Here is a 17,123-nt window from a genome sequence, read left to right on the forward strand (position 1 = left end):
CGCGAATGCGGTGGGTCAGATTGCACCGATGGCAACTGAAAAGACGCGTTCGCGGGCAAGCGCGCTCCTACAATTGATCTCCTTACACCCACGGTGTATTCGAGCTTTAGTTCGACGAAGGCCGATACTGCAGTGCCTCGGCGATATGGCATCGGGCGATTGCGTCTACCTTCTCCAGATCCGCCAGCGTGCGCGCAACCTTCAGCAGACGATGTGCAGCGCGCAGGGAGAGGTTCAGGCGTTCGCAAGCGTTCTCGAGCCAGGCTTCGTCTTCCGGCAGCAGCGCGCAGTGCTGGCGCAGCGCAGGAAGATCAAGGAATGCGTTGGCGCAGCCCTGGCGTCGTTGTTGGCGCTGGCGTGCATCGGACACCACCTCCGCTGCGCTGGCGCTTTCACTCTTGCAGTCAGGCGTGGCCGCTAAAGACGTAGTTTCCCGAGCAACGGTCAGGTGCAAATCGATCCGGTCAAGCAATGGGCCGGACAGCTTGTTGCGGTAGCGCTGAATCTGATCGGTGGAACAGCGGCAGCGCCCGGTCGGCTCGCCGTGATAACCGCAGGGGCAGGGGTTCATCGCTGCGACCAGTTGAAAGCGCGCCGGAAAGCGCACCCGATCCCGCGCGCGGGAAATCACGATATGGCCAGATTCGAGGGGTTCGCGTAGCACCTCCAGCACACGCCGATCAAATTCCGGAAGCTCGTCCAGAAACAACACGCCGTGGTGCGCGAGGGTGATCTCGCCAGGTTGCGGGCGACTGCCGCCCCCGACCAGCGCAGGACCCGACGCCGAGTGATGAGGCTGGCGGAAAGGGCGCTGGGGCCAGCTGGTCAGCGGCGCGTGACTGGCGACCGATTGAATCGCCGCCACCTCCAGCGCTTCGAGCTCATCCAGCGGCGGCAGCAGCCCTGGCAAACGGCTTGCGAGCAGCGTTTTGCCAGTGCCGGGAGGGCCGCTGAACAGAAGATTGTGTGCGCCGGCTGCGGCCACCAGCAGAGCGCGTTTGGCGGCGGTCTGGCCTTGAACCTCACTCAAGTCGGGATAAGGCTGCGTCTGCAGGATCAGGCCATTGGATTTATAGGGCGGGATGACCGTGTGCCCATTCAGGTGGGACACCAGCTCCAGCAGATGACTGACCGCGATTACCTTCAGGCCTGACGCCAGACACGCTTCCTCGGCATTCACCGCCGGGACGATCAACGTGTGCCCCGCTTCCCGCGCAGCAAGCGCCGCCGGGAGCACGCCCTGCACGGGCCGAATTGCACCCGATAACGCCAGCTCGCCCAGACACTCAATGCCCTCCAGTGCAAGGGTCGGCACCTGCGCGCTGGCGGCCAGCAACCCAAGCGCAATGGCAAGATCGAAGCGCCCGCCGTCCTTGGGCAAATCGGCAGGGGCAAGGTTTAGCGTGATGCGTCGCGCCGGAAATTCCAGTCGACAGTTAAGGATCGCACTGCGCACCCGATCCTTGCTTTCCTTCACCGCGCCCTCTGGTAGGCCCACCAGCGTCAAACTGGGCAGCCCGTTGGCGAGATGGGTTTCGACGGTCACGGCAGGCGCTTCGACACCAACCTGGGCACGGCTCAGAACAATCGCGAGGGACATGTCTTTCCTTGAAGGCAGCACCGCTTCCTGCGGCGAGCTGAAGGATAGTCATTGCCCTGAAGCTTGGCCCCGTGCATGTTCTACGGCATGTGTATGAATCGAAGGAGTGAGGTGAATCATGACCAGAACTGGAATGCAGCCTGCACGTCCGGGAGAAATTCTCACCGAGGAATCTCTCAAACCGTTGTCAGCTGCGGACAACACTTTGGTCACCTTTGCCTCGGCGCGAGCCGGTGACTTCGAAGCGCTTGTTGCCATCCGGATTGAGGCCATGCGTGAGAGCCTTGAGCGCATTGGGCGTTTCGATCCCGTGCGCGCCCGGGAACGTTTCCGGGAAGGTTTTTCTCCCGAATTTACCCGCCACGTTGAGGTTTCCGGCGAGCGGGTGGGTTTTGTCGTGGTCAAGCCGCGTATCGACGGGTTGTTGCTCGATCACCTTTACATCAAGCCAGGCGCACAGGGATCAGGAACAGGTTCGATTGTCCTTCGTCAGATCTTCATGGAAGCGGACGCGGCGGTGCAGACTTTATACGTTGGGGCTCTGAAGGAAAGCGCTTCAAACCGGTTTTACATTCGGCATGGGTTTCAGTTCGTCGAGGCTGGCGAGTTCGATAATTACTATGTTCGGCACGCTGCTCAAGGCTGCCCGCCAGTGGGTGGCTGAACAAAGCCTTCATAGGACAGCGCCGACAGGCGTTACGGCCGGCGCCCGGTCTTGAGACCACCCGGAGTTCTGGCTGAACTTACGGTTCTTACGACCTGCGCAAAGCAGAGATCGAGCGGGGTGAGGCGATCAAAGCCCAGGTTCAGCGCATTGCGCACTGCGCCTGAGCAACATCAGCATCCAACGCTCAACCCTGCGGCTCAGCCCTTGACGCCTTCGGCTGTGTCGCCAACTGCGCTTCCATCTCCGCCATCTTCGCTTCCAGTGCCTCAAGACGGGCGCGGGTGCGGGCGAGGACGATCATCTGGCTGTCGAATTCTTCCCGGCTGACCAGGTCCAGCTTGCTGAAGCCGCTTTGCAGCAGCGCCTTGAACTGGGTTTCGAATTCGCTGCGTGGAACCGGGGTTTCGCCGCTGAACAGGCGGGAAGCGTGGCCGCTCAGGGCGTCGAGAAAAGCTTTGGGGGCGAGCATGATGATATTCCGGAATCAGATGGGACGAGTGTAGCACGCAGCTTTTGGCCACTTGGGGCTGGGCATGGGCTGCACGCTTTTCGCGCATGACCTCGGGCACGTGCGCACCGTTGTTGTGCGGCGATGGCAATCGACGACTACGCTGAAGCATGAATTATCGGTCGAAGTGCCGAAATTCTTGCCGATCGGTGAGATGGCAAGCTTTCTGCTTAGTGGCTTGTAACCCATGCACTGATGCAGTCGCTGTGACGAATGCAGTGCGGCAGGCGGAGCGGGGAATGTTTCGTCAGAAGCGGTTTTCTGGAGTTGGTCAGGTCTCTTGCGGACACGACGCGTTACAAAGCCAGACACTGCGCTTAGACTTGAGTCGGGTTTGTTTTCCTGGGGCAAGTCCACCAATTCGGGAGAAAGTTTCATGAAGCTAGTCACTGCCATCATCAAGCCGTTCAAGCTGGACGACGTACGCGAGTCGCTGTCCGAAATCGGCGTGCAGGGCATCACGGTTACTGAAGTCAAAGGCTTCGGACGTCAGAAAGGCCACACCGAGCTGTATCGCGGTGCGGAGTATGTAGTCGACTTCCTCCCCAAGGTGAAGATCGATGTTGCGATCGACGACAAGGATCTGGACCGCGTTATCGAAGCGATAACCAAAGCGGCCAACACCGGCAAGATCGGTGACGGAAAGATCTTCGTGGTCAATCTGGAACAGGCCATCCGCATCCGTACCGGCGAAACCGATACCGACGCAATCTAAGCCGCCAAACCCCAACGCCCCAGGAGAAAACAATATGACTCTGCGTCAATTCGCAGGGCTAGGAGCCCTGTTGTCCCTCGTAACCCCTGGCTTGGCCATGGCGGCAGACGAAGTGGCAGCCCCCGTACTCAATTCCGGCGACACCGCCTGGATGCTGACCTCCACCGCGCTGGTGCTGTTCATGACCATCCCCGGTCTGGCGCTGTTCTACGGCGGCATGGTCCGCTCGAAAAACATTCTTTCCGTGATGATGCAGTGCTTCGCCATTACCGGCCTGATCAGCATCCTGTGGGTCGTTTACGGCTACAGCATGGCGTTCGACACCACCGGGATGGAAGCCAACGTCGTCAACTTCAACTCCTTCGTCGGCGGTCTGTCGAAGGCGTTCCTGGCAGGCATCACCCCTGCGAGCATCACAGGCCCTGCGGCGCTGTTCCCGGAAGCCGTTTTCGTGACCTTCCAGATGACCTTCGCCATCATCACCCCGGCCCTGATCGTCGGCGCCTTCGCAGAACGCATGAAGTTCTCCGCGATGCTGATCTTCATGGGGATCTGGTTCACCCTGGTTTACGCGCCAATCGCGCACATGGTCTGGAGCGGCGTCGGTGGTCTGTTGTGGGACTGGGGCGTGCTCGACTTCGCGGGCGGCACCGTTGTTCACATCAACGCCGGTGTGGCTGGCCTGGTAGCGTGCCTGGTACTGGGCAAGCGCAAAGGTTTCCCGACCACCCCGATGGCTCCGCACAATCTGGGTTACACCCTGGTCGGCGCGGCCATGCTCTGGGTCGGCTGGTTCGGCTTCAACGCAGGTTCCGCGGCTGCGGCCAACGGCACCGCCGGTATGGCCATGCTGGTTACCCAGATCGCTACCGCTGCTGCAGCGCTGGGCTGGATGTTCGCCGAATGGCTGACTCACGGTAAGCCAAGCGCTCTGGGCATCGCCTCGGGTGTGGTTGCCGGTCTGGTTGCTGTCACTCCGGCTGCCGGTACTGTCGGCCCGATGGGCGGCCTGATCATCGGTCTGGCGGCAGGCGTGGTCTGCTTCTTCTGCGCCACCAGCCTGAAACGCAAACTGGGCTACGACGACTCCCTGGATGCTTTCGGCGTTCATGGTATCGGCGGTATTCTCGGCGCGATTCTGACCGGCGTGTTCGCAGCCCCTTCGCTGGGCGGCTTCGGCACCGTGACCGACATCGCGGCACAAGTCTGGATTCAGTGCAAAGGCGTCGGCTTCACCGTCATCTACACCGCAATCGTGACCTTCATCATTCTCAAGGTGCTCGACATGGTCATGGGCCTGCGTGTCACCGAAGAAGAAGAAGCGGTTGGCCTGGATCTGGCGCAACACAACGAACGTGGCTACAACTTGTAATCCACCCATGAAAAAATGCCCGGGTCTCCGGGCATTTTTTTGTCTGGCGTTTGTCGATAGGGATGTCCGCACAGGGGGCAGGCGCTCCAGGCAGGAACATCCGCAGCAATGTGCGGCCAAACCCGACGATTCCGGAGGCTTGCGAGGGCATAAACGCCCTTGTTCAGCGCTCTTGAAAATCGTCGCTCATTACGCACTTTGTTTTTTTTTCCAGCGCGTTAGAATGCGCGCCGAAGGGCGGAGAACGGTATGTGGCAACAGACCTTGATCACGCTGCGGGCAAGGCCTCGTGGTTTCCATCTGGTGACTGACGAGATCGTCGCGGGCCTTCGTGAATTACGCGAATGCCGCATCGGCCTGCTGCATGTCTGGTTGCAGCACACTTCGGCCTCGTTGACCGTCAACGAGAACGCAGACCCGGCGGTACGTCGCGATTTCGAGCGTTTCTTCAACCGTCTGGTGCCCCAGGGGCGCGACGGCTACGAGCATGACGACGAAGGGCCCGATGATTTGCCGGCGCACTTCAAAGCCAGTCTGCTTGGCTGCCAGCTTACATTACCGGTTACAAATGGACGGCTGGCGTTGGGCACATGGCAGGGTATTTATCTGGGCGAGCACCGCGATGCAGGCGGTGCCCGTAAAGTCCTCGTCACGCTTCAGGGTGAGGGGCACGACCGCTGAGAGTACGCGGTAGTTGAATTTTTTCCGGCTGTCCAAGAAATCAAGCCCGGCTGGGCTATAACTAATCTGCTTTCGCAAGTCATGAGGTAGAACATGAGCGACGACGACATCGAAGAAGGTCTGGAAGACGATCTGGAAGAAGGGGAGGACGGTGAGGGGCTTGCAGCGGCTTCCGATGAAGATGTAGTGGAGGTCGATGACAGCGCTGAAGTCTCTGCGACTCCGGCCAAAGGCAAGGCCAAGGCTGCCGTCTCGGTTGACGAATTGCCGAGCGTGGAGGCCAAGAATAAAGAGCGTGATGCTCTGGCTCGCGCGATGGAAGAGTTCCTGGCTCGCGGTGGCAAGGTCGTGGAAGTGGAGGCCAACGTGGTCGCCGATCCGCCCAAGAAGCCCGACAACAAGTACGGCAGCCGCCCTATCTAAGGGACTGGCTGTGCGCCTGATGAAAAACCCGCTGTCGCTGCGGGTTTTTTATTGCCTGCGATTCGGGTGGTTTAGTTGTCAGGTACTGGCATCGGGCAATGCTGTGGGAGCGCGGTTGCCCGCGAATCGCGATGTGCCTGATATAAATGTGTAGCTGACACACCGCAGTTCGCGGGCAAGCGCGCTCCTGCAAAGAGCGGTGTGGACGAAGCAGGAAGTTGTGATCAAGCCCAGCGGGCCAGCGCCTCTGGTAATTGCGTCAGACTGCTGATTTCAGCGTCCGGCGCTCTTTCAGCCTCCCAGACCTTACCGCCGGGGTTGTACCAGATGGCCCGCATGCCGGCCTTTTGAGCACCGGCGATGTCGTCACCGGGGTGATCACCAACATGCACGGCCTGGCTGGCATCGGCTTTGCCGCGCTTCAGCGCTTCGACGAAAGGCGCAGGGTCGGGTTTGCCGATGCCCAGGTCTTCGGCGCATAGCGCGAAGGCGAAATAGTCGGCCAGGCCAAGGCGGCGGACGTCGGCATTGCCGTTGGTCACGACACCCAGCGTGTAAGACTTGGTCAGGATCTCCAGGGTCGGAACCACTTCAGGGAAGATGTCCAACTGGTGTCGCCCCTGAAGAAACACTTCAAAGCTCTGGTCCGCCAGTTCATGGGCTTGGGCATGATCATACCCGGCATCCTCAAGGGCGTGAAAAAGCACCGTGCGGCGCAACGCACTGATCCGGTGCTTGAACGTCGGATCCTCTTCGATGAGTCGCGAGCGAATCTCCCACAGATGCTCGACCGGAACCGGCCCGAGTTTTGGTGCGTTGGCAGCCAGCCACTCACGCAGCTTGGCTTCGGCACTGACAATCGCCGGTGCGGTTTCCCACAGCGTGTCGTCCAGATCGAAGGTGATCAGCTTAATGCTCATTGTCGGCGTTACCTTTGCGCTTGGCCCGTGGATGGGCGCTGTCATACACCGTGGCCAGATGCTGGAAATCCAGATGGGTGTAAATCTGAGTGGTGGCGATGTCGGCGTGGCCCAGCAGTTCCTGCACAGCGCGCAGGTCCTGGGACGACTCCAGCAAGTGACTGGCGAATGAATGACGAAGCATGTGCGGGTGCAGGTTCTGGCCCAACTCGCGTTCGCCGGCGGCCTTGACCCGCAGTTGGATCGAGCGCGGCCCCAGACGGCGACCTTGCTGGCTGACGAACACCGCGTCGTCCTGCGGATTGGCCAGCGCCCGTTGCTTGAGCCATTCCTCCAGCGCTTCCCGGGCCTTTCGGCCGACCGGTAAAACGCGGCTTTTGCTGCCTTTGCCGAGGACCTGCACGAGACCGTCCGCCAGATCCAGGTCTGCACAGTTCAGCCCGGTCAGCTCTGACAGGCGCAGGCCTGAGGAATAGAACAGCTCGAGGATGGCCTGATCGCGCCGGGCCAGAAAATCGTCTTCGACCCCGCCTTCAAGCAGTTGCAGGGCGCGGTCGGCATCGAGAGTTTTCGGCAAGCGACGCTCGCCCTTGGGCGGTGACAGGCCATTGGCCGGATCGTGATCGCAGAACCCTTCGCGGTTGAGGTTGTGATAAAAGCCGCGAACGGCTGACAGCAGCCTAGCCAGGCTGCGCGAGGATTGGCCCTGCTGATGAAGGCGAGCGACTAGGCTGCGCATGGCCTGAATATCCAGCGCCTTCCATGTGTCGATGTGCTGCTTTTCGCAGAACGCCAGGACTTTATTCAGGTCGCGGCGATAGGCTTCAAGCGTATGGCTCGACACTTGGCGCTCACTGCGCAGGTGCGTGCAGTAAGCGTCCAGTTGCCGCTCCATGACTAGCGAACCGAACGCAGCGAATTGGTGAAGCGTGGCAGCAGGCGGCTGAGCACATCGGCGATGTAACCGAGAAACAGCGTGCCGACCGAGCTTTTGTAATGCTGCGGATCACGGCTACCGATCGCCAGAACGCCGTGCAGGCCTTGGTGGCTGAGGGCGGCCAGAGCCGTTGAGCCGACTTCCTTGGTTTGCTCGCTGCCAAACAGAAACTCGAGTTCATGTTCACGCAGTGCGCCGCACAGGGTCTTGCCGCCGGACATCAGCCCGCCAATGGCTTTCTGCGCGTCGGCGGCGCTGACCCAGCGGCCGACGGTCATTGGGTTGTCGCTGAACAGGATAAGGCTGACGAAGGGCACCTGAAATTCCTGGCGCAAGCTGTCTTCCACGCAGATGACGATCTCTTCCAGACTGGTCGCGTCCATCAGATCAAGAATCAGCCGCCGGGTTTTTTCAAACAGCCGGTCGTTGTCCCGGGCCACGTCCATCAGTTGAGAAAGCCGGTGACGCATCTCGATGTTGCGCTCGCGCAGCAGTTTGAGCTGGCGCTCGACCAGCGAGACAGTGTCGCCCCGTTGGTGCGGCACGCGCATCATCGCCAGCAGTTCGTCGTGCTCGGCGAAGAAGTCAGGATGTTGTTGCAGCCAGGCCGCGACCGCCTCGGCTTCAAGGGCAGGCACTGCGTCCTCGGCAGGGGACGGGCCGGGCGTGTCGTTTGAAGTCTGAGGCTGGTCGGTCATTGGATACTCTCACTCATAGACGTACTTGGCCTTCGTAAACCCGGACAGCCGGGCCGGTCATCACCACCGAATGGCCGGGACCGGCCCACTCGATGGACAGGCGTCCGCCCGGCAGGTCGATCAGCATTGGCGAATCCATCCAGCCCTGAGTAATGGCCGCGACCGCTGCTGCGCAGGCACCCGTGCCGCAGGCCTGGGTTTCCCCGGCGCCTCGCTCCCACACCCGCAATTGCGCGCGCTGGCGATCGACAACGTGGAGAAAGCCCACATTTACCCGGGCCGGAAAGCGCGGATGGTTCTCGATCTTCGGCCCCAGCACATGCACAGGTGCGTTGTTGATGTCGTAGACGCGCAGCACGGCGTGGGGGTTGCCCATGGACACGGCGGCAAGCTCGACAGTCTCGCCATCGACATCAAGGGAATAACTGGGGGCCTGCTCCGGCGCATCGAACGGGATGTCCGCCGGCAGCAGACGCGGCGCGCCCATATCCACGCTGATCTGGCCGTCGTTGCGGATGTCCAGCTCGATGATGCCGCCCTTGGTCTCGACGCGGATCTGCTTCTTGGCGGTCAGCCGCTTGTCCAGCACGAAACGGGCGAAGCAGCGCGCACCGTTGCCGCATTGCTCCACTTCAGAGCCGTCGGAATTGAAAATCCGGTAGCGGAAGTCCACGTCCGGGTTATTTGGCGCCTCGACCAGCAGCAGCTGATCGAAACCAATACCGGTGTGGCGATCGCCCCATTGCTTGGCGTGCTTGGGCAAAATGTGGGCGTGTTGGCTCACAAGGTCCAGCACCATGAAATCATTGCCCAGGCCATGCATCTTGGTAAAACGCAGCAGCATGGGATTACTCCGGCAGCAGGCTTTCGCCGGCAAACAGCTCAGTCACGGTTTCACGGCGACGCACTTCGAAGGCTTGCTCGCCATCCACAAGCACCTCGGCCGTACGTCCGCGGGTGTTGTAGTTGGAGCTCATCACGAAGCCATAGGCACCGGCCGAATGCACTGCCAGCAGATCGCCTTCAGCCAGTGCGAGTTCGCGCTCCTTGGCCAGGAAATCCCCGGTTTCGCAAATCGGGCCGACGATGTCGTAGATGCGTTTGGCGCCGTCGCGGGGTTTGACGGCTGTTACGTCCATCCACGCCTGATACAGCGCGGGACGGATCAGATCGTTCATGGCTGCGTCGACGATGGCGAAGTCTTTGTGCTCGGTGTGCTTGAGGTACTCGACGCGCGTCAGCAGCACGCCGGCATTGGCGACGATGAAGCGGCCGGGCTCGAACATCAGCGCCAGATCGCGGCCATCGAGGCGTTCACGCACAGCCTTGATGTAATCGCCCGCCAGTGGCGGCTCTTCGTCGCGATAACGCACGCCCAGACCGCCGCCCAGGTCGATATGTTTCAGCAGAATGCCGCAATCGCCCAGTCGGTCGACCAGATCAAGCAAGCGATCCAGTGCATCAACGAAAGGCGAGAGCGTGGTCAGCTGGGAGCCGATGTGGCAGTCGACGCCGATGACGTCGAGGTTCGGCAGCTGCGCGGCGCGGATGTAAACGTCTTCGGCGTCCGCGATGGCGATGCCGAATTTGTTTTCCTTGAGGCCGGTGGAGATGTAGGGGTGGGTGCCGGCGTCGACGTCCGGGTTGACGCGCAACGACACCGGAGCGCGCACGCCCAGTTCGGCGGCGACGACTTGCAGGCGTTCGAGTTCGTCGGTGGACTCGACGTTGAAGCAATGCACGCCGACTTCCAGCGCACGACGCATGTCATCGCGGGTCTTGCCGACGCCGGAGAAGACAATCTTGTCGGCCTGACCGCCAGCCGCCAGTACACGCTCCAGTTCGCCGCGGGACACGATGTCGAAACCGGCGCCCAGACGCGCCAGGACATTGAGAACGCCCAGGTTTGAGTTGGCTTTTACGGCGAAGCAGACCAGGTGCGGCATGCCGCTCAGGGCATCAGCGAAGGCGCGGTACTGCGCCTCGATATGCGCGCGGGAATAGACGTATGTCGGCGTGCCGAAGCGTTCGGCGATGGCAGACAACGCCACTCCTTCCGCGAACAGCTCACCGTCGCGGTAGTTGAAGGCGTCCATGACTGATTCCTAGTAGGTCGAAGTCTGATGCTTGTGCGAGTGCGACTTGGTCTGGCTGGAGCCGTCGGACGAGTCGTCGTCGGGCAGATACAGTGGACCTTTCTGACCGCAGGCAGAGACCAGACACGCAACTGCAAGCAGTGCGGCCAGGGAGGAAATCAGGCGCTTCATGGCGAAATCCTTTGTATAAGCATTAATTGCGCCCGAGTATACCGACCACCCGACAGATTGCCTATGCGCTGGAGTTCCCGTCCGGCGGGGGTTTGACGCCGCTGCGCAATTAGACGGCGCAGCGCGCGCGGATTTCTGACGCAGCCTGCGGTGGGGCGAGACGCTTGCTGCCTTCCCGGACAAAGCCGCTCTCACAATTACACTTGGGCGGGTAGGCTTTGCATTTGCCGGGGAGCGACCGTATCGTGCGTCGCTGCGCCATCCGCCGACACTTTTGAGGTTCATGCAATGAGTTTGACCGAAGCCCGTTTTCACGACCTGGTCGATGCCACCCAAGAAAAGCTGCAGGACATCTTCGACGAGAGCGGTCTGGATCTGGACCTTGAGAGCTCGGCCGGTGTGCTGACCGTGAAGTTCGAAAACGGCTCGCAGTTCATTTTCAGTCGTCAGGAGCCCTTGCGTCAGCTGTGGCTGGCGGCTGCGTCGGGTGGCTTTCACTTTGATTACGACGAAGAAGCGAAGCACTGGATCTGCGACAAGAGCGAAGAGCTGTTGAGCGAGATGCTCTATCGTCTGGCGAAACAGCAGGCCGGCGAAGAGATCGACTTCGACGCCCTCGACGGCAACGATGGCAACCGCCAGTGACCGTTAACGCAACGCCGGTCAAACCGCCAAAACCGCTGTTCAGCAACGTCAGCCCGGCGGTGCCGTCGCCGTGCATCAGCATCTGCCGGCTCGACGAAGACAAAGTCTGCACGGGGTGTCAGCGCCACGTCGAGGACATTCGCGAGTGGCGGGCGGCGACCGATGAGCGACGCCGCGAGATCGTGCGGCAGGCGGATCAGCGTCGCAGTACGACTTCCGGTCGCGTTTAGGTCACGGCCCCCCTTGGAAAAGTTGAATCTGTAGGAGCCGGCTTGCTGGCGAACAGGATTTGGCATTTACCCTTGCAGCGTCTGACTAAACGCCTTCGCCAGCAAGCCGGCTCCCACAAAGCCCGGTCCTGTCGCGATGCCGGGCCTGATGTCTAGCCGCAACTGGCATCACGCCTCATCCATCGCGGCATTCAGTGACTGTTCCAGCTGGGCTTTGTAGCGCAGGAACAGGATGGTTTGCCCGCGCGTATCCCCCAGTATCCCGGACAGGTCCAGATCCGTGATGTAGCAACGGTAACGTTGCGTCTCGCGGCGCTGGTCGAGAATCCGCCGCGCCACGACGCTGAACATCTGATCGCCATACTCCAGTTCGGAAAACTCCATCCCGTCGCAATACAGCGTCACGCTGACCTGGCCGGGGGATGCCTCCTCGATAATCGCCTGCACGTCAAAAAACGATTTGTCGTTGAGCATCGCCGGGGTAGGACGGTGCTCAACGCGGCGGGCCCGCCCTGATCCATCAGGGGTTATGCGGTAATACAAAGCCTCCGGCGACGTTGATTCCAGCGGGTTATCCAGGGGCAGCAACGTCACGCGCCGGTACATCAGCGATTGAAAAAAGCGTTGAAGCGGCACCAGCAGGCTTGATTCAGTGTGGTAAGGCACCTGCTGATGCCATAGCGCATTGCGCTCATCGAGCACGTACAGGTCGGCATTGGGCTCGTTGATCCGGTAGAACACCTGAATGCACTCGGGCTGGCCGTGCGGGATGAACAGCGACAAGTCCGAGTCGTCCAGTGCCTGGGGGTCCAGATGAATCGGGCTGTAGGCGGAAAGCTCTTCTCCCAGGTAGTCGTACAGCGCCGGCAAATGCTCCAGCACCACATGACTGACCTGGCCGGGGATCATTTCCAGGACGTGATACCGCTGCTCGACCTGGATGAGATAGCGATGATTCAGGCGCCGGTCCAGCAGCAGTTGCGCGGTGCCGATGAGCTCCTCCACGCGCTGGGCGATGGCCTGCGCGCGGTTGTGACAAAAGCAGCGCACGCGGATGACAGGCCCTGCGGACTTTTCCGGCAGGCTGTTGAACAATTCTGTCAGGCAGTCCAGTAGTGCGTGGGGACCGTCGAAGCGATTGACCAGCACCTCGTTCCAGCTATTCAGGGTGATCTGATCGAAGGTCAGCACCAGATTTTCGCGGACACCCGCGTAGCTCAGCGAGTCGGTTCGCTCGGTGGTCATCAGGATGTTCAGGTCTTTGTGATGTCGGAGTGGATCGACGCCGACGTTGACCAACAGCAGAATTTCGCGGGGTACGCTCGGGCTCAACAGTACCTCTTCATCAACCATTGCGAGCGGCAGCGCAATGCTCTGCTGCAACGCGCCTTGCAGGTTGAACAGCTCGAACTCGGTCAGATCGCTAATGCCGGGGTGGAGCGCAAGCCGCGTGCTGCTGTCGATGACGTTGTTGCGATGGCACCACGTGAGCAGTTCCAGTAGCTCGCGACTGCGCTTGATCGGCGCAAACGTCTCCAGCTCGTGGGCACTCAGACTGCCGTTATAGAGACACCAATGGTACCTCCCGGGCTCGCGCTTGTTCGGTAACTGCGCCAGCGTCAGCGTGTCTTCCGCCAGATCCGGCGCAATGCCCGGGTTGAGAAATTCCACCTTGCCGGCTTTGCGTTCGAAGGCTGCGTACAGACGCCGCCCGAGCACATTCAAGTCGCGTTTGTTGATCGAATTGACTGCTTTTTCCGCGCGCGCGAACTGGGTCAGAAAGCGGTAACTGAAGTTGAGCTCGGCGACCAGTGCGCGGCGCTCGCTCGCAACCTGACGCACTTTCCACTGGCTACGGCTGTCGAGCAGCGCCAGCTGGCGCTCATCCCAATGCCACTCATTGACCAGCCGTTCCAGCAGCAGGCGCTGCCAACCGTTGCTGCGGTGGCGAGTGCCACCTATGAGTTTCTTGTTCACCTTCAGGTACAAACTGCGGCGTACCAGCTCGAGCCGTTCGGGCTCACCCCGCGCCAGCAGGTATTCCTCAATGCGCCGGTACACCATCACGTATGGGTCCAGTTCGTCGAGGTCGGCGTGGTTGGCGAACACGGCTTTCTTGAAGCGCATGCTCAGGCACTGCACCTGCGGGTGTTCGCTGGCATAGACTTCGGTGAGCAGCAGCTTGAGCACCGATTTGTAGGGCGATTCGATACCTTTGAACAGCTGCCACAGCCCTGCGCCGATGAACTCGCCCGGCGGGATATGCGACATGTTGCCGAGGTCCAGCACTTCGTCAGCGCGAATAAAGCGTTTCGACAGCAGGGTATGGGTGTATTCCGCGTAGCGCGTTTCCTCATAGACCGGCACCAGCCACCACATCGGGGTCCGCCCGGCCAGCCAGATGGCGGTGCGATAAAACTCGTCGAGCAGCAAATAATGCTGCGTCGTGCCGCAGTCCTCGCCGCTCAGTTGCGCGTCGCGCTCGCCAACGACAAAACGTTCCGGATCAACGAGAAAGAAGTGCGCCTCGGCGCCCATGCTTGCGGCCCAGCTTTCGAGGGACTGGCACTTCCTGCGCAGCTCCTGGATTTCGTCTGCCGACAGCAGTGGGTCGTGGCAGATCCACACGTCCATGTCGCTCTGGTCGGCCTGGGCGAGGGTGCCAAGGCTGCCCATCAGGAAAATGCCGTGAATCGGCTGCGGCGGATTCACCCGGCGTGGTTTGTAGGAGAACGACCGCGTCAGGCGTTGCGCTTCAGCAAGGGCATGGGCGTCAGGCTCGTAATGGGAAACGCCAGCGGGGGTCGAGCCCGACACATAGCCCGGCAACAGAGGATGATTGACGTGGAAAAACAGCGGCAGCAGCGAAAGTACGCTTTGCTGGCGCGTCGACAGGCCTTCGTACGCGCGCGCCAGTCGACTCTCGCTCAGGGCCAGGAAGCGGCTGCGTAACTGGGCGAGGACCTTGCGATCAATGCCCTCATCCAGATCCGGGCGAATTTCGAAACTACGCGTCATCGCGACTCGAAGCCGGCGGGCGGCACTGCATGAAGTGGGGGGTGTAGCGATAATCAAGACAGCTGGGCGTCTAACCTGTAAGGCTCGGCTGCGCGTCTTTTTTATGGCGCCATTATTTTATCGGCGCAGCATCGTCGAAATGGAGGATTCGCGAAACCTTTATTTGATGCGTCCAGGCAAAGGTTTCGCGAGGACGAAATCAGGCAGCTTCCTGGCTGGTGGCAAGAATGATCAGCAGCGATTGAGCGTGGTCGGCGGCATCCAGCCCCAGGCTGGTCAAGTAGCCTCCGTCGTGTTGCGTGGTGAGGCCTTTGTCGAAGAGTCGTTGGGCGGCGGCGATGGCCGTGGGGGCCGCTGAGTGATGGTGAACTTTCAGACCCTCTTTGGTGTTGCTCAGATTGAACAGCGACAGGATTTCCAGCTCGGCAACCAATTCAGGGGTAAACGACATAGGTGCTCCAGACTTTTTCCAGTGGATACACCGCGATCAGAATCGCAGGCGTGACGGCCCCATCGCCATATGGCAGCGAGGCTGTTGGAGTGTAGTCAGGTCTGGGGATTTTGCAGGAAGTATCTGGCCGGTCGTCAGGTCAGTTGAGCGACCGGCATGTGTGGCGGGTTTTACTCGTCGTCCGCCAGTCGCACGCCCGGCGGCATTTCGGGCAGTGCACGCAGCGCCGCTTCGTACCAGACGGTATTGAACGGACGATCTTCGGCCAGGATGCCGTCGATCTCCAGCGCCAGAATGTGGGCCATCATCTGCAGAATCTCTTCGCGCTCGATGCCCACCAGGGTCAGCTTGTTGAACGTGGCTTTGGCCGCCGGCGGATTGTCGCTCTCGATCTGATTTTCGATGGCTTCAATCAGCGTCGCTTCAGCGAACTCTTCGTCGTCGTTTTCGATGTTGTCGCTCATGTTGTTCTCGATGTCCTGCCAATTGAATGGAATCGCCCGCGCTGGGCGACCCCGTTTATGGGTTTAGCGGGTGGCGAGCAAATGCCGGCCACGCACGACCGCCGCCTTGACCTGCTCCGGCGCCGTACCGCCGACGTGGTTGCGGGCATTGACCGAACCTTCGAGCGTCAGCACCGCAAAGACATCCTGTTCGATCTGGTCGCTGAACTGACGCAACTCGTCCAGCGTCATCTCGGCCAGGTCCTTGCCGGTCTCAACGCCATGTTTCACCGCGTGACCGACGATCTCGTGGCAGTCACGGAATGGCAGGCCACGACGTACCAGGTAATCGGCGAGGTCGGTGGCGGTAGAGAAACCGCGCAGCGCAGCCTCGCGCATCATGGCGTGCTTGGGTTTGATTGCCGGGATCATGTCGGCGAAGGCCCGCAGCGAATCGCGCAGGGTGTCTGCAGCGTCGAACAGCGGCTCCTTGTCTTCCTGATTGTCCTTGTTGTAGGCCAGCGGCTGGCCCTTCATCAAGGTCAACAGGCCCATCAATGCGCCAAACACGCGGCCGCTTTTGCCGCGGACCAGTTCGGGCACATCTGGGTTTTTCTTTTGCGGCATGATCGAGCTGCCGGTGCAGAAGCGATCGGGCAGATCGATGAACTGAAATTGCGCGCTGGTCCACAGCACCAGCTCTTCGGAGAAGCGCGACAGGTGCATCATCGCGATGCTCGCGGCGGAGCAGAATTCGATGGCGAAGTCGCGATCGGAGACGCTGTCCAGCGAGTTACCGCCAACGGCTTCGAAACCCAGCAGTTGGCAGGTCAGTTCGCGGTCGATCGGGTACGTAGTGCCGGCCAGCGCGGCGCTGCCCAGTGGCATGCGGTTGGTACGCTTGCGGCAATCGACGAGACGCTCGTAATCGCGGCTGAGCATTTCGAACCACGCCAGCATGTGGTGGCCGAAGGTCACCGGTTGCGCGGTCTGCAGGTGAGTGAAGCCCGGCATGATGGTCTCGGCTTCGCGCTCGGCCAGCCCCAGCAGGCCTTCTTGCAGGCGGGTGATTTCAGCCAGAATCAGGTCGATTTCATCACGCAGCCACAGGCGGATGTCGGTGGCGACCTGATCGTTACGGCTGCGTCCGGTGTGCAGCTTTTTACCGGTGACGCCGATGCGATCGGTCAGGCGCGCTTCGATGTTCATGTGCACGTCTTCAAGGTCCACGCGCCAGTCGAACGTGCCGGCTTCGATCTCGCCCTGAATGCTCTTCAGCCCGTCGATGATGGTGTCGCGCTCGGCGTCGGTGAGCACGCCGACCTTGGCCAGCATCGTGGCGTGGGCGACGGATCCCATGATGTCATGGCGATAAAGGCGCTGATCGAAGGTGACGGAGGCGGTGAAGCGTGCGACGAAGGCGTCGACGGGTTCACTGAAGCGGCCGCCCCAGGACTGGTTGGTCTTGTCGGTGCTCATGATTCGCTCGCTGCTGTGGTGGCTGAAACTGATGAAAAACCGGCGCCGGCCGATTCTAAAGACGCGGGC

At 60.8% G+C, this 17,123-nt stretch carries 19 protein-coding genes; 7 read left to right on the plus strand and 12 right to left on the minus strand.

Annotation, left to right across the window (positions count from 1 at the left end):
• Positions 1 to 106: 106 nt before the first annotated feature.
• The gene (locus ACQKEN_RS00700) at positions 107 to 1,600 is read right to left on the minus strand and encodes a YifB family Mg chelatase-like AAA ATPase (RefSeq protein WP_427682938.1); all 1,494 of its coding nucleotides are present in this window, start codon (positions 1,598 to 1,600) and stop codon (positions 107 to 109) included.
• A gap of 118 nt (positions 1,601 to 1,718) precedes the next feature.
• On the opposite strand from ACQKEN_RS00700, the gene ACQKEN_RS00705 reads away from it, so the two are divergent.
• Entirely contained in the window at positions 1,719 to 2,264 is a 546-nt protein-coding gene (locus tag ACQKEN_RS00705) for an N-acetyltransferase family protein (RefSeq protein ID WP_427682940.1), read from the plus strand.
• A gap of 187 nt (positions 2,265 to 2,451) precedes the next feature.
• Here ACQKEN_RS00705 and ACQKEN_RS00710 read toward each other — a convergent pair whose 3' ends face one another.
• Positions 2,452 to 2,736, minus strand: a complete 285-nt coding sequence (locus ACQKEN_RS00710; protein ID WP_427682942.1) for an accessory factor UbiK family protein — start codon at positions 2,734 to 2,736, stop codon at positions 2,452 to 2,454.
• 415 nt (positions 2,737 to 3,151) lie between these two features.
• Here ACQKEN_RS00710 and glnK point away from each other — a divergent pair, with 415 nt between their 5' ends.
• From glnK to ACQKEN_RS00730, 4 genes are all read left to right on the plus strand, one after another.
• Complete coding sequence (glnK, locus tag ACQKEN_RS00715; protein ID WP_002555808.1) at positions 3,152 to 3,490, plus strand: P-II family nitrogen regulator; 339 nt, start codon at positions 3,152 to 3,154, stop codon at positions 3,488 to 3,490.
• 34 nt (positions 3,491 to 3,524) lie between these two features.
• Positions 3,525 to 4,862 (plus strand): ammonium transporter, encoded by a 1,338-nt coding sequence (locus ACQKEN_RS00720; RefSeq protein WP_237250068.1) that lies wholly within the window; start codon positions 3,525 to 3,527, stop codon positions 4,860 to 4,862.
• Between the two features lie 249 nt (positions 4,863 to 5,111).
• Positions 5,112 to 5,543, plus strand: coding sequence for a secondary thiamine-phosphate synthase enzyme YjbQ (locus tag ACQKEN_RS00725; RefSeq protein ID WP_285349477.1), 432 nt, complete (start codon positions 5,112 to 5,114; stop codon positions 5,541 to 5,543).
• A 93-nt stretch (positions 5,544 to 5,636) separates the two neighbouring features.
• Positions 5,637 to 5,966, plus strand: coding sequence for a hypothetical protein (locus tag ACQKEN_RS00730; protein ID WP_192171409.1), 330 nt, complete (start codon positions 5,637 to 5,639; stop codon positions 5,964 to 5,966).
• 224 nt (positions 5,967 to 6,190) lie between these two features.
• Here the strand turns inward: ACQKEN_RS00730 and ACQKEN_RS00735 are convergent, their stop codons facing one another.
• The 6 genes from ACQKEN_RS00735 to lptM are packed head-to-tail and all read right to left on the minus strand — an operon-like array spanning position 6,191 to position 10,788.
• Positions 6,191 to 6,886 (minus strand): HAD family hydrolase, encoded by a 696-nt coding sequence (locus ACQKEN_RS00735; protein WP_427682945.1) that lies wholly within the window; start codon positions 6,884 to 6,886, stop codon positions 6,191 to 6,193.
• Entirely contained in the window at positions 6,876 to 7,781 is a 906-nt protein-coding gene (gene xerC, locus ACQKEN_RS00740) for a tyrosine recombinase XerC (RefSeq protein ID WP_427682947.1), read from the minus strand. The genes ACQKEN_RS00735 and xerC overlap by 11 nt, the downstream gene beginning before the upstream one ends.
• A 2-nt stretch (positions 7,782 to 7,783) precedes the next feature.
• Positions 7,784 to 8,521: a DUF484 family protein gene (locus ACQKEN_RS00745; protein ID WP_427682949.1), complete on the minus strand. Its 738-nt coding sequence runs from the start codon at positions 8,519 to 8,521 to the stop codon at positions 7,784 to 7,786.
• Between the two features lie 13 nt (positions 8,522 to 8,534).
• Entirely contained in the window at positions 8,535 to 9,365 is an 831-nt protein-coding gene (gene dapF, locus ACQKEN_RS00750) for a diaminopimelate epimerase (RefSeq protein ID WP_427682950.1), read from the minus strand.
• A gap of 4 nt (positions 9,366 to 9,369) precedes the next feature.
• Complete coding sequence (gene lysA / locus ACQKEN_RS00755; RefSeq protein ID WP_427682952.1) at positions 9,370 to 10,617, minus strand: diaminopimelate decarboxylase; 1,248 nt, start codon at positions 10,615 to 10,617, stop codon at positions 9,370 to 9,372.
• A 9-nt stretch (positions 10,618 to 10,626) separates the two neighbouring features.
• The gene (gene lptM / locus ACQKEN_RS00760; protein ID WP_037016591.1) at positions 10,627 to 10,788 is read right to left on the minus strand and encodes an LPS translocon maturation chaperone LptM; all 162 of its coding nucleotides are present in this window, start codon (positions 10,786 to 10,788) and stop codon (positions 10,627 to 10,629) included.
• A 288-nt stretch (positions 10,789 to 11,076) separates the two neighbouring features.
• On the opposite strand from lptM, the gene cyaY reads away from it, so the two are divergent.
• The gene (gene cyaY, locus ACQKEN_RS00765; protein WP_065987497.1) at positions 11,077 to 11,433 is read left to right on the plus strand and encodes an iron donor protein CyaY; all 357 of its coding nucleotides are present in this window, start codon (positions 11,077 to 11,079) and stop codon (positions 11,431 to 11,433) included.
• Positions 11,430 to 11,663 (plus strand): DUF1289 domain-containing protein, encoded by a 234-nt coding sequence (locus tag ACQKEN_RS00770; protein ID WP_427682954.1) that lies wholly within the window; start codon positions 11,430 to 11,432, stop codon positions 11,661 to 11,663. The genes cyaY and ACQKEN_RS00770 overlap by 4 nt, the downstream gene beginning before the upstream one ends.
• 168 nt (positions 11,664 to 11,831) lie before the next feature.
• Here ACQKEN_RS00770 and ACQKEN_RS00775 read toward each other — a convergent pair whose 3' ends face one another.
• The 4 genes from ACQKEN_RS00775 to argH form a co-directional block, all read right to left on the minus strand.
• Positions 11,832 to 14,681 carry a class I adenylate cyclase gene (locus ACQKEN_RS00775; protein ID WP_427682956.1) on the minus strand — a complete coding sequence of 950 codons (2,850 nt, stop codon included), beginning with the start codon at positions 14,679 to 14,681 and terminating at the stop codon, positions 11,832 to 11,834.
• Positions 14,682 to 14,880: 199 nt separating this feature from the next.
• The gene (locus tag ACQKEN_RS00780; protein WP_074892677.1) at positions 14,881 to 15,132 is read right to left on the minus strand and encodes a TIGR02647 family protein; all 252 of its coding nucleotides are present in this window, start codon (positions 15,130 to 15,132) and stop codon (positions 14,881 to 14,883) included.
• A gap of 170 nt (positions 15,133 to 15,302) precedes the next feature.
• Positions 15,303 to 15,596, minus strand: coding sequence for a hypothetical protein (locus tag ACQKEN_RS00785; RefSeq protein ID WP_427682958.1), 294 nt, complete (start codon positions 15,594 to 15,596; stop codon positions 15,303 to 15,305).
• Between the two features lie 63 nt (positions 15,597 to 15,659).
• On the minus strand, positions 15,660 to 17,054 hold the full coding sequence (gene argH / locus ACQKEN_RS00790) for an argininosuccinate lyase (protein ID WP_427682960.1): 1,395 nt from the start codon (positions 17,052 to 17,054) through the stop codon (positions 15,660 to 15,662).
• Positions 17,055 to 17,123 lie beyond the last annotated feature (69 nt).

This window comes from Pseudomonas sp. NPDC078416, from assembly GCF_050268485.1.
Taxonomy (GTDB): domain Bacteria; phylum Pseudomonadota; class Gammaproteobacteria; order Pseudomonadales; family Pseudomonadaceae; genus Aquipseudomonas.